This is a genomic window from Kiritimatiellales bacterium, from assembly GCA_041656295.1.
Classification (GTDB): Bacteria; Verrucomicrobiota; Kiritimatiellia; order Kiritimatiellales; family Tichowtungiaceae; genus Tichowtungia.
Map to the genome: position 1 here is coordinate 56,991 of JBBADV010000011.1, position 12,961 is coordinate 69,951.

Annotated in this window: 9 protein-coding genes and 1 pseudogene; 4 read left to right on the forward strand and 6 right to left on the reverse strand. The window is 51.9% G+C overall.

What is annotated here, in order from left to right; genetic code table 11:
• Positions 1–21: 21 nt before the first annotated feature.
• Together WC959_08455 and WC959_08460 are read right to left on the reverse strand one after the other, a co-directional pair.
• Positions 22–674, reverse strand: a pseudogene (locus tag WC959_08455) (IS1595 family transposase).
• Positions 675–698: 24 nt separating this feature from the next.
• Positions 699–1,742, reverse strand: a complete 1,044-nt coding sequence (locus WC959_08460) for a LacI family DNA-binding transcriptional regulator (GenBank protein MFA5689163.1) — start codon at positions 1,740–1,742, stop codon at positions 699–701.
• A gap of 448 nt (positions 1,743–2,190) precedes the next feature.
• Between WC959_08460 and WC959_08465 the strand changes: the two genes are divergently transcribed.
• From WC959_08465 to WC959_08480, 4 genes are all read left to right on the forward strand, one after another.
• On the forward strand, positions 2,191–3,744 hold the full coding sequence (locus WC959_08465; GenBank protein ID MFA5689164.1) for a DUF1553 domain-containing protein: 1,554 nt from the start codon (positions 2,191–2,193) through the stop codon (positions 3,742–3,744).
• A gap of 110 nt (positions 3,745–3,854) precedes the next feature.
• A complete protein-coding gene (locus WC959_08470; protein MFA5689165.1) occupies positions 3,855–5,213 on the forward strand; it encodes a DUF1501 domain-containing protein in 1,359 nt (452 codons plus the stop codon).
• Between the two features lie 140 nt (positions 5,214–5,353).
• Positions 5,354–7,594 (forward strand): PPC domain-containing protein, encoded by a 2,241-nt coding sequence (locus WC959_08475; protein ID MFA5689166.1) that lies wholly within the window; start codon positions 5,354–5,356, stop codon positions 7,592–7,594.
• 194 nt (positions 7,595–7,788) lie between these two features.
• Positions 7,789–8,850 (forward strand): RidA family protein, encoded by a 1,062-nt coding sequence (locus tag WC959_08480; GenBank protein MFA5689167.1) that lies wholly within the window; start codon positions 7,789–7,791, stop codon positions 8,848–8,850.
• On the opposite strand, the gene WC959_08485 is transcribed toward WC959_08480, so the two are convergent.
• From WC959_08485 to WC959_08500, 4 genes are all read right to left on the reverse strand, one after another.
• Positions 8,847–9,740 carry a hypothetical protein gene (locus WC959_08485; protein ID MFA5689168.1) on the reverse strand — a complete coding sequence of 298 codons (894 nt, stop codon included), beginning with the start codon at positions 9,738–9,740 and terminating at the stop codon, positions 8,847–8,849. The genes WC959_08480 and WC959_08485 overlap by 4 nt on opposite strands.
• On the reverse strand, positions 9,737–10,393 hold the full coding sequence (locus tag WC959_08490) for a GspMb/PilO family protein (GenBank protein MFA5689169.1): 657 nt from the start codon (positions 10,391–10,393) through the stop codon (positions 9,737–9,739). Before WC959_08490 ends, WC959_08485 begins: the two co-directional genes overlap by 4 nt.
• A 90-nt stretch (positions 10,394–10,483) precedes the next feature.
• Positions 10,484–11,884: a hypothetical protein gene (locus tag WC959_08495; protein ID MFA5689170.1), complete on the reverse strand. Its 1,401-nt coding sequence runs from the start codon at positions 11,882–11,884 to the stop codon at positions 10,484–10,486.
• Positions 11,874–12,953 carry a hypothetical protein gene (locus tag WC959_08500; protein MFA5689171.1) on the reverse strand — a complete coding sequence of 360 codons (1,080 nt, stop codon included), beginning with the start codon at positions 12,951–12,953 and terminating at the stop codon, positions 11,874–11,876. The genes WC959_08495 and WC959_08500 overlap by 11 nt, the downstream gene beginning before the upstream one ends.
• Positions 12,954–12,961 lie beyond the last annotated feature (8 nt).

The window sequence follows — 12,961 nt, forward strand, 5'->3', positions numbered from 1 at the left end:
CAGCACGTTTTTATTTTTTGGTCAAGACAAGTTAATGGGACGTTTTCTGAATCTTTTTAATAGTAATTGATAGAGGTCTTCATGGAGATGCTTAAATCGGAACTCACACTCTTTAAGATGGAGATAAAACGTCGATTTATGAATCCCTCTAAATTTTGAAAGCCGAACCTTGGCGATACTCCAGAAGTTTTCAATGCCGTTCATATGGTTCCGTCCAGCAGCAAATTCATTTACTCCATGATGAATTCTGTAATGCTGCCGGCAACCGAAATCCACCAGGCCATCCTAACTTTTCATCCATCGGTATATACAATTGATTCAGGATCAACATTCTATTGTATAATAGGGAGTAATTCTTTGGTGGAGCAGTTCTTAACAACCTGTGTGTAGACTCGGTCTTTTCGTTTTATTAGTCCAAGCGCGCTGGTTTTTCCTTTCGCGCCACGACTGTGAATTCCCCGTACACGCCGGGCGCCAAAATAGCTTTCATCTAATTCAATTTCACCGCATTTAAACGGGCTGTCCAGTTCACAGCATTCAGCAACCCGCCGGCGCACCGCAGAAATAATCCGATTGATCGTATTACGGCTTAATCCAGTCAGAACAGCAATCTTTGATGCCTCAATATCCACTGGGAAGTAGCGGATAATACGTCGGAAATCGTGCTCTGAAATTCGTGAATGAAAAACATATTTATTTCATTCTAAGGCATTAAAAAGAACAGTTGTACCTTCATTCCAGCGCGGCGCAATTTGAATACACATCGGATTTCCCGGCAGACCCGATTCGTTGCGGCTCAGCATTCCGTGCAGTAAATCGAATGCGGCCTGGTGTCCGGCATGCCGTTGTTGAATCAGCCCTGAAATATGCCGTAAGTCCGGCATCACATCCAAACAGAAAATACCGATATCCTGCGGCACCCGGATGTTTTCTTCACTTAAAATTTCAATCAATGGGTCGCCAAGCTGTGAAACAATCACGTCTGGAGTGTAACGGTTTATCCATTTTACAAACCGGGTTTTTTCATTTTTCTTTGTAATTAATCCCGGCGTTGAAAACACCGGTATACCGGGATCATTTCCAACTGAATCCACCGCCGCTGTAAACCCTGCCGTCCACGCATCAAACCGCATTTTTGACAAACTCAGTTCCAGATATGCCGGCTTTTTATACCCGCAGCTGTATAGATGCAGAACAGCGTCATAAACATGCTGATACGCATTAATAATCACATTATGAAAAACATGCTCATGCAGTGAACCGGAAAACACAATGACTGAAAAATTTTCCCAGTCAAATGCCCACGTATGAACCGGCTCATTGCGTCCCCAGATAAATAATCCGCGAATGCCTCGTGCCTGCAAAGTCCGGTTTAATGCCCGTTGTTCGTTTGCGGTCTTTCCAACAGAAAATGCATCCAGCTTATAACCTATATTCTGAAAAATTTCTGCTAGATCATTGTTCGAAAGAATGCTCTCACAGGGAGCATTACCGGCCATGTACTTTTCGCTCTCCAGTACAGCAATCGTCCCGAGAAAATGTTTTTTTTGGTTTTCAAGTTTTTTACTCGCCAGCGCCGTCGCCGCCGGATCGGGAACAAAGCCCTTTTCGATACAGATCTGCCGAACGCGCTCTTTAGTCGCATCAGAAATCCGTGGATGCCCGCGCAGCGCCATCGACACTGTTGCAATGCTGACGTTTGCCGCCTTGGCAATATCCACCATCTTTACTTTCTGCTGCATTATCTGATGAGTATACTATTTTTATAATTCCTGCTTCAATCGTATTGCTGAAGCGTTTCAAAATCCCGGCAATTGCCTTCATGAATTCTCCAAAATAAAAAATTTTTCCGCGCGCACCGGTGCGTTCCGCATCGCCGGCGCCAGTGAGAACCCAGTCTGCTTTATGTCGGCTTGTTCGACAGGTCATCGGAAATATGAAATTTCAATCAAATTTTATGAGCCCGGGATAAAATGGAACGAACTGCTGCCGCATTACACAAAGTGGCTTGAACGCAACACATTGCGTTACCCATTTCAATGGTATAATTTTTATCGATTTTTTAATTAACAATTTTATATCTGAACCAATTTGTTCGTGGTAGGATGAATTCGAAAATCAATAGTATTTTGTAACAATAAAACAGAGGTAAAATCGTTTTATTAATCAAACCCCGGTTCGGGAGAACAAATGAAAGTCAGGATGGTCTGTCTGACGATTGCCGGAGCATGTGCAACGCTGTGCTTTGCAATACCGGCACCGCAAAATAAAATTGATGACATTGTTTTTGCGAAACAGGCTGAAACCGGATTTCCGCCCGGCGAACGCTGTTCTGATGCGGTATTTATCCGGCGCGCGTATCTTGACGTGACCGGCATGCTGCCGACCGCGCCTGAGGTCCGCAAATTTCTCGCGGATACATCACCGGCCAAACGCGCGGCGCTGATTGATAAACTGTTGAACAGTCCGGAGTATGCAGATTACTGGGCGCTGAAGTGGGGCGATCTGCTGCGAATCAAAGCGGAATTTCCGAGCAATCTCTGGCCGAATGCGGTTCATACGTATCACCGCTGGCTGCGCAATGCATTACGCAAAAACATGCCGTATGATCAATTTGCACGTGCACTGCTGACGGCAAGCGGCAGTAATTTTCGCGATGCGCCGGTAAATTTTTACCGCCCGTTTCAACAGCGTACGCCGCGCAATCTGCTGGACACTGCTGCACTGGTTTTTATGGGCGTGCGGCTGGAAACGTCCGGCTGGACGGAAGCGCAACTGATTGGCATGGATGCGTTTTTTTCGAAGGTCGGTTATAAAGATACGCATGAGTGGAAAGAGGAAATTATCTTTTTCGATGCATCTAAAAAATTTCCGGAAACGCCGGACGGCAAAACAATTTATCCAACGCCGGTAAACGGTACGTCAATAAAACTGGCGGACGATGCAGACCCGCGCATTGCGTTTGCGGACTGGCTGACAGCGCCGGACAATCCGTGGTTCGCACAGAATATTGTTAACCGCATCTGGTTCTGGATGATGGGACGCGGCATCATTCACGAAGTGGACGATATTCGTCCCGATAATCCGGCGTGGAGTCCGGAACTGATGAACTGGCTGCAAACAGAACTCACCGGCAGCGGCTATGATTTAAAACATATTTTCCAGCTGATTTTAAATTCCGGCACCTATCAGTTAACCTCAATTCCCGCGCCGGACAATGAAAACGACGAAGCCGGATTTTCGCATTACCGTGTGCGCCGCCTGCCGGCGGAAATACTGATTGATGCGATCTGCCAGGTGACCGGCACAAGCGAGGAATACTCAAGCGCCGTACCGGAGCCGTTTACGTTTGTACCGGAATTCCGGCGTACGGTGATGCTTGCAGACGGCAGTATAAAGTCAGCATTCCTTGAAATGTTCGGCCGGCCGGGACGCGACTCGTCACTCGAATCTGACCGCAACGACAATGTCTCCGTTTTTCAAATGCTGCATTTGCTGAACTCGTCACACATTCGTAATAAAGTGATGCAGAGCGCGCGGTTGCGCGGACTGTTCGGACGTCCACCGCAGGGATTGAGCGGTGTGGATATGTTGTATCTGGAAATTCTTTCACGCTATCCGGCGGCGGAAGAAAAAAAGATTGCAGAAAACTATAGAAAAGAGAGCGGGCTTTCGTACGATCAGGCGCACTTCGATCTTGCGTGGGCGCTGATTAACAGCAGTGAATTTTTATTGAAACATTAGATGAAAAGAGAGTCAAACGTCGAAAGTCTCAAAGTCAAAAGTCCAATGCGTCTTCCCGGACCTTTGACTTTCGACCTTCAGACCTTTGACCGCGAAGCGGAGAACTGAAAATGAAACCGACAATCAGTAACTATCAGCCGGTCATTCCGATGAACCGGCGCAATGCGCTGAAGATTGGAATATTCGGCGCGGCAGGGCTGGCTCTGTCCGACTGGTTCACATTGAAAGCCGCCGGTGCAATTAATGAAACCAAAGCGAAGGCGAAATCCGTCATTCAAATCTGGCTGTGGGGCGGGCCGTGCCACATTGATACGTTCGACCCCAAACCGGAATCGGGCTACGACTATTGCGGCAAGTTTGATAAGTCACTTGCGACCAATGTCGATGGAATTCAAATTAACAGCGCTATGCCGCAACTGGCGAAGATGGCAGATAAATACGCACTGCTGCGCGGCATGACGCACGGAATTACGGCACACGAGACGGCGTCGTATTTAGTGATGACGGGCATGAAGGCGGTGGACGGCGTGGCAAATCCGTCCATCGGCGCCGTGGTGTCGTACAAAAAAGGTTATGCCGGCGGCTACACCGGTTTAATTCCGCCGTACATTGCGCTGACCAAACCGCAGGGACGGTTTTCAGAAGCCGGTTTTCTCGGCGGAAAATATCTGCCGTTTTCCACGGGCGGTGATCCGGCCAAAACGCCGTTCGTGGTGGAAGGCGTCGTCGCCGAAGGAATCACCGAAGAGCGTCAGCATTTGCGCCGGACACTGCTGGGCGAAGTGGATACGCTGGCGCGCGCGCTGGACAATAAAGGCGCTGCCGGACAGTTGACTAAGGCGCGCGAAGAAGCCTACTCACTGATTCTCGGTAAAGCGAAGGACACATTCGATCTTTCCAAGGAATCAAATGAAGTCCGCACTGCGTACGGCCGCAATACGTTCGGACAGTCATGCCTGCAGGCACGCAAGCTGGTGGAAGCCGGTGTGCCGTTTATCACAGTGAATGCGCCGGGCTGGGACACGCATAAAAAACATTTTGAAATGATGACGCGCATGCTGCCGGAACTGGATCGCGGCGTTGCCACATTGATTCAGGAGCTTTCCGATCGCGGACTGCTGGATACAACGATTATATGGGTCGGCGGCGAATTCGGCCGTACGCCGAAGGTCGACTGGCACGCACCGTGGAACGGCGGGCGCAGTCATTATGGCAAAGCATTTTCACATCTGATTGCCGGCGGCGGTTTTCGCGGCGGGCAGGTTGTCGGCGCAACCAGTTCGCGCGGCGAAGAAGTCACCGAGCGCCCGATTTATCCGTGGGATTTAACCACCAGTATTTATCAGCAGCTCGGCATTGATCCTGCCGGCACGCTGCCGATGCCCGACGGAAAAACGATATGCGTTTCACCGCTCGCCGAAGCGGGTCACGGATTAAAAACCGGCGGAATCCTGCAGGAGATCATGTGATGTTCGGATGTTTCCGGCGGAAAAGGTGGAACACGACCTCCGGGCGCGTTTTACAGTGGATTATAAATTTTGAACGCACCTGGAAATCGCGTTCCACCCTGTGGTGCAGACATTCCTGTCTGCCCGTTGCGCAGACAGGAATGTCTGCGCAACTTTTATTTGCAGTGCTGTTTGCATTCACCGCCGGTGCGGCGCTCGACCCGCACGTCGGTTTTGTTTATCCCGCCGGCACTCCGGCGGGTTCAATTGTTACAGTCACCGTCGGCGGACAATTTTTGAAAGAGTATACCGGGGTGCACTTTTCCGGTGTAAATATTGCGGTGGAGCAGTTGGATTATCTGCGGATTTACGACCGGCCGGAAATTAATCAGGTGCGGCGCACCAAAGAATTTCTCGATATACGCATGGAAGAGGAAAAAGATCCGGCGGTGATTCAGCAGGTTGAACGTCAGCTTGAACTCAATGCGATTGAGCAAAGAATGATTCAAAATGTACAGGCGGAAAACCGGCGGAATCCAAAACTCGCGGCAAAAAAACAATTTAATCCGCAAATCTCAGAACAGCTGATGCTGAAATTTTCCATTCCGGAAAACACCGTACCCGGTGATTATGAATTTCGCATTATCACCAAATCGGGGCTTTCAAATCCGCTGCTGTTTCGCGTCAGCAACCTGCCGGAATTTGACGAGCTGGAGCCGAATGATCTAATAATGCAGGCGGAAGAACTGGAATCGGTGCCGGTGATTATCAACGGACAGATTATGCCCGGTGATGTAGACTGCTTTAAATTTTTCGCCGCAAAAGGTCAGACGCTGGTTCTGCAAATGGATGCGCGTGCACTGATGCCGTATCTTGCCGACACCGTGCCGGGCTGGTTTCAGGCGGAACTTACACTGTACGATTCCTCCGGTAACGAAGTTGCGTTTAAGGACGATTTCCGTTTCGATCCTGATCCGGTACTGATTTATAAAATTCCCGTCAGCGGCGAATATACCGTTACGGTGAATGATGCGATGTTTCGCGGCCGTGAAGATTTTGTTTACCGTTTGACGATCGCTGAGACGCCGTTCATTGAAAGTGTTTTTCCGCTCGGCGGATGTGAGGGTGAAACGACGGAGGTGAAACTTTCCGGCGTAAATCTGCCGGCGGATAAAATTCTGATTACCGCCGGTTCCGGCAGTGCACCGGATATTCAGCAGATTCATCTGGGTCAGTCTAACCGGCGCATGTTCCGTGTGGATGCGCTGCCGGAAGTATTTGAAAAAGAGCCGAACGATACTTCCGGCGCCGCGCAAGCGGTTCCAGCCCGGTGTGTGGTGAACGGACTGATTTCAGAATCCGGCGATGTGGATGTCTATTCATTCACCGGCGTCAAAGGCGAAAAGAAAACCGTTGAAGTCATGGCGCGCCGGCTCGGGTCGCCGCTCGATTCGCGCCTGATGCTGCTCGATACCGGCGGAAAAATACTGGCGTTAAACGATGATTCGATGGATCGAACCAGTGCCCTGCTTACGCATCATGCCGACTCGCGCATTGACACCGTTCTGCCGGCGGACGGTATGTATTATCTGCGTATTGAGGATGTGCAGAATAAAGGCGGGGCCGAATTCGCATACCGTTTAATGATCGGCGAAGCACAGCCGGACTATCAACTGCGCATTGTGCCGGCGAGTATCAAAATTCCCGCCGGCGGCTCTGCGATAGTGGATGTACATGCAATCCGCAGCGGCGGTTTCAACGGAAAAATTGAACTCGCGCTGAAAGACGCGCCAGACGGAATGTCCATTCAGCGCGCCGCAATTCCCGAAGGCGTTGATAAAGTTCAAATGCTGATAGCCGCTTCATCGAATGCCGTGCGGCAGATTACGGCGCTGCAGGTTGAGGGCACCGGTAAAGCCGGTGTGCGTACACTCCGGCGTACGGCGCTTGCAGCGGAAGATATGATGCAGGCATTCTATTACCGTCACCTCGTGCCGTCCGGCAGTTTCATGGTGCAGATTTCAGATCCGGAACCGGTCACCGTAGCCTTGCGGCTGCCGCTGGAACGGCGCTATGCCGTCAAGCCCGGTACAAAAATAGAGATTCCGGCAGCCACCCGGTGGCAGACAGACGTTGCCCGGCGCGGCATCAGAATCATCCTCTCCGATCCGCCGGAATGGCTCACGCTTGACACTGTAAATCTTGGCGGCGGCGGCGGGAAAATTGTGCTGAGTGTCAGCCGCAATGCCGAGCCGAAAGACCGCACAACCATTCGTCTGAGCGGCTCCGTAAATATTCCGCTGCCGTCCGATCACCCTGATTACAATCCGGTCATGAAGGCGCGAAATAACCAACCATATGAATTTGCCATCGATGCCATACCGCTGGAGATCACCGAATAATATCAAATGAATTCAGTTGATAATTAATTCATCGCAAAAAGATGCAGAAAACATAAAAAATAAACCCGCAGATGAAACCGGATACAAACGGAATTGGAATCCGGTAAAATATGTTAATCCCGGCAAAAAATACCCGGTTATATCCGTGTGATCTGTGGTTAAATGCTTTATTATAACAATAACAAAGGAAAAAATTGACCGCCGAAATTATTAAAACCTGTTGTGATGTCGACACCGCTACACTTGCGCTGCCGGAACATGCCGCACATTGTATCACCGTTCAATCCTGTAAAAATATGCACGAACTTGTGCAGCAGACTGTAGAAAAATTGAACGCCGGGATTTTAAGTCAATTTGTCTTCGCCGGTACACAGCACTGTACCGAAAATTTTTCCGGTGTCTGGCTGCAGGGTGACGCGTCTAAAGACGGTGACATTTATTCAACGCAGGCCGTTGCAATTTCCGGTTTGCTGCTGACGCCGGTTTTTATAAACGGGAAAGAAACCGGCTTTGTTTATGAAGATTCCTGCGCACGCTACTGCCGGCTGCGCGGCGTAATCCCGGCGGATACCGGCGCGTCGCGCACTGAACAGACACACTCCGCATTTGCCGTCACTGAAGCTGCACTCAATTCCGCTGGCTTCAGATTCACCGATATTATCCGCACCTGGATCTATCTTGATCAGCTGCTGGAATGGTATGCCGACTTCAACACTGCCCGCACGCAGTATTTCCGTGATGCCGGAATTTTTGAACATATGGTGCCCGCCAGCACCGGCATCGGCGCCGCCAATCAATTCGATACCGCCATCATGATGGACGTTCTCGCGGTGCAACCCAAATCGGCAGAATTAAAAATTCAAACCGTTGTCTCACCGCTGCAAAATCCGGCGCTCGACTATAAAAGTTCATTCAGCCGCGCCATCGAAATGAATTATCCAACGCATCGCGAACTTTTCATTTCCGGTACTGCCAGCATTGATTCCGCCGGAAAATCCGTTCACCAGAATGATCCTGAAAAACAGATCCTCCTCACGCTTGACGTCGTACGCGCCATTCTGCGTTCCCGCGAAATGGACTGGCGCAATCTTTTCCGCGGCATTGCATACTTCAAAGACATGAGCTATCTGCCGCTTTACGAGGAGATTGCCGAAAAAGCCGGTATTCCGCGGTTTCCGCTCGCCATTTCGCACGCCGATGTCTGCCGTGACGATCTTCTTTTTGAAATCGAAGTCGACGCCGTGAAAATTAATTAACGCCGGCGCTGCTGATCCGTATTTCCGCGCTGTTGCTGCTGTGAATTACGCTGGTTGTTAGGATGATTCTGTTGCTGTGTTCCATTGCGCTGTTGCGACGACTGTTGTGACTGTCCGCCGAAACGCGGATCATTGCTGCGCGAAGAACTTTGCGTTTCCCGATTCAACCGTTGCATAAATTGCTGACGCTGCGCCGCCGGCATTTGCCGCAGCATCACCGAAACGCGATCTGCCATCGCTGCCGTTGCTGAAGCCGGCGGCGGTACCGCCGGCATCGCTGATGGCGTACGCTGTGCACCGGTGGAAGCGGTTACCGCACCGCCCTCGCCCTGCGGAATAATTCCCTGACCGTAACCGCGCGCAGCGTCATCTTTCACTTTGCGCGCCGGTGTATAATTCACCGTATACATTTCCGTTTCGTCAGTAATAAAATGTTTCACCTTTACGCCGTCGAACACGATTTCCACAATATCCCACTCACGCAGAAATTGTGCAATCGGCTGGCGCGGATCGCGCGGATCAATCATCTGGCTCAGCGCACTTTCCGTCTGTCCCTCCCATACGCGCAGATTCGCCTGTGGACGAGACTTCAGCGAAAACAGCGCACTGCGCTCTGTGCCGAGAAATACACCTTTCACCACCAGATCAGGATATGAATTCAACCCCGTCGCCTCGCGTTGAATAATAAACAGATGCTTCGAAACCACTTCGTTCATAGACGACGGCAGCTTCGCCAGCGAATCGAGCGCCGGTGCAGAAACCGCACGACTGCCGGCGCGCAGCGGCGCATTATCGCGCGGCAGATGCACCGCCGGAATTAACACCGCCGCCGCAAGCACACAAACGGCCGCGAGCGCCGGAATTGCCAAACGTTGAACCGGAATTTTCATGATGCTGTCCTGCAGTTAATATGAATTGTCATTTGCAACCGAATGCGCGGCTCCGCCGGTGAGGAAGAAGACGACGCCGTCGGTGCCGGGCGCTGCATCAGCGTCGCCGGCATTCCGCCGTCACGCTGACGCATGTTCTGTAACGCGAGATTAAACTGATCAATCACAATCAGCGGACGGTGCGTTTCAAGCTGATAGAAAAAATTCAGAATATCCGGATAGCGCCCCGTGCCACGCACCGAAAACGTCAACTGTCCCGCCGGTGCGCGCAGCGACGGACGCCCCATTGAAATTTCCAGTCCCATATCCGGCGCCATCTGATTCAGCAGTTTCACCATCGCCGCTTCCATCATCACGTCGTTGCCGGTGCGGTCAAAAAGCAGCCCGTCCGTCTGCGCCGTCACGCCCAGCAGTTCAGCATTTTCATTTTGAATTGCATCGGTGAACTGCAGCATTGCGCGGTAACTGTCGCGCGTGCGGCGCGCCGCTTCGAGCTCTTCCAGTTTTCCGGCGCGGTAGTTTTCCGATGCGTTCCACAGCGGAACCATCACACCGAATACAAACAGCACCGCCGCGCCGGCAAACACATAAATTCGCTCGCGCCGCGACAGCCGGTTAAACCAGTGTTTAAAATTTTCAATGTTCACTTTCATTTTTGTCTCCCGAAGTAGACGCGGCGTCCCCGCCGCATTTTTACGCTGGATTGGAATGCGACGAGGACATCGCATCTACTTTCCAGAAATTTATTCATCGCCGGAACTCCTCAATGCCGCCGTAATTCTAAAGCCGTAATAATCCTCATTTTTCTCGCCGATGTTCGACTCTTCCACTGCGCCGGCAAACGGCAGGCTCATCACCAGCTGCGGAAGCTGATCCGGCTCTTTCGACCGCCCGCGCAGTTGAATCGATTTGCCGCGCGAATAATCCATGCCCTGCAAATACGTATTCGTCGGCAGCGTCGTTGAAATTGTATTCAGCATTTCCATCACACTCTCGCGCGTTTGCACCAGTTCATTCAACTGCGCAATTTCAGCCTGCATCTCGCGGTTTTCATTGCGTACCGCCGCGACCGGTGCGGCGCGCCGGCGCAGCACCGCCGTTTCGCGCTCAACAGATTTAATTGCCGCCGCCGGTGCGAATGTATGCACCAGCCAGCCGCCAGTCAACTCCACCGCCAGCAGCGCCGCCAGTCCGATGATAATCAGCGTCCGGCGGCTCAGCGGAACTTTACGTCCCGAACGGTCAATTAAATTTAATGTCGCCGGCGCTTCTGCAACAGCGGCGCATAACGCCGGAGTCAGTGCCGGATTCCCCGCCGGAAAATTTTCCGGCGCTTCCAGCGTTTGCACATACAATCCGAACGCCGCTTCCAGCGCGTGCCGCGTTTCTTCCGGCAGCTTTTCATCACCGGTATAAATAATTTTTCCAACTCCCTCCGCACCGATCAGATCGCGGTGGCGCGCAACCAGTTTGCGGATGGAATCAACCAGTTCTGAACCGCAGCATGTCGAACAAGGAATTTCGAATTTCGAAGTATCTCCTTCCCTCTGCTGTTCAACATTCCTTATTCGATATTCGAAATTCAGGCTGTCTTGAAGCAATCCGTTCGCATAGAGCGCGAGTTCGGTTTCGCCGCCGGAGGAAAAAATAATCAGCTGCGACGCGGATTCGGGCGGCGAAACGAGCAGTGCGCTGAGCGGAATGACTTCGTCCACCGGAATACCGGCGGCGCGGAACGGCGCAAGCAGTGCCGTAATTTCAGACGCGCGCGCCGCAAGCAGATTCACACCAATCTGTTTGCCGTCCGGCGCCGGTGCGAATGCAAACGAAATCCGACGGTCATTTTCCGGCAGCGGCACATGACGCGCCGCTTCAAACTGCAACATCTGCGCAAGATCGTTGCGCACCGCCGCCGGATAAAACAGTGTACACTGCATTACGAGCGAGCGCGGCGGACAAACCAGCACGCGCGCCGGAATTTTTCCAGCGGTGCAGATTTTTTCCGCCAGCAGTTCCGGTGCTTCCGCGCGCGGAAACCGTTCCGCCATTTTCACCGCCGGTCCGAGCAGCGACTGTTCAATCCAAACCGCATCAACCGTTTTATTTTGAATCACGAGCGTTAAACTGGATGTTTTAAAGTTCATTCATTTCCTCCGGCTCAGTTTCGGCAAGCACTGCGTCAAGCAGTTCACCGGCGGCATTTATGTTTAATTCTTCGGCGGTGTAATTTTTTCCGTCGGCGGAAAGTATCAGCTTCATGAGAACGGTGTAACGCATCGCACCGACGTCTTGAAAACCATCGGCGACGAGATAAAGAAAATCCGGCAGCACCGCGACTTTGGTAAAAACGCTTTCTTCCTTTTCAATCAAATGCGAATCGTCCGCCGGCAGTGCGCCGGCGAGAATGTAGCGCTGCGCCGCTTCCACCGCCGCGCTGTTATCGCCGATAAACCGCCGGAAAATTCCGCCGCCGGTCAGCAAACCGTTTTCTACCGCCGCCGGCATTCCATAACCGTACAAAATTTCCGGCGACATTCCGTTCACCAGCAGAAGTTCTTCCACCGTTTCAAAATCACCGTTGCGGCAATGACGCGGCGGTTCGAAGCTCTGATAAAATTCTTCTTCGGCGCCGTACTCGCGCGCGTTATCGTCCGCATCGCGCCAGTCGAGAATTGCATCCACCAGCGCCGACCGCTCCGGGCTGTCGTCCATGTTGCACGCAACTTCAAACAGACGGTGCCACTGCGTGGCAGTGAGATCGTTCACATCCAGCGCAAACGGTTTGATGATGAAACGGTACGCAAACTGTCCGCGACCCAGCGGAACACCGGCGCGGTAAAACATCAGTTCTTCAATTTCAGTTTCATAAAAACTGTCATCCATCACAAAAAAAGAATTTCCGGCGGCGTCTGCATAGAGCGATGCATTCGTGCGCGCTAATTCAATCTGCGCCGCCGCCAGCGCGCTGAAGGCAAGCTGACGGTTTTGCGCATCGTCATAAAATCCGTTCGACGCGCGCAACTCGCCGCGCAGTTCGCGCCCGAATCCGGCAATCAGCAGCGCCAGAATTGCCACCGCCGCCAGTACAATCAGCAGTGCCGAACCGGAACGTGAATCAATGTAGGATAGGCTTCCAGCCTGTCTACGTTTGCCGGATTGTGGGGCAGACATTCCTGTCTGCCCGTTTTGAGCAGACAGGAATGTCTGCCCCACATTTGCCG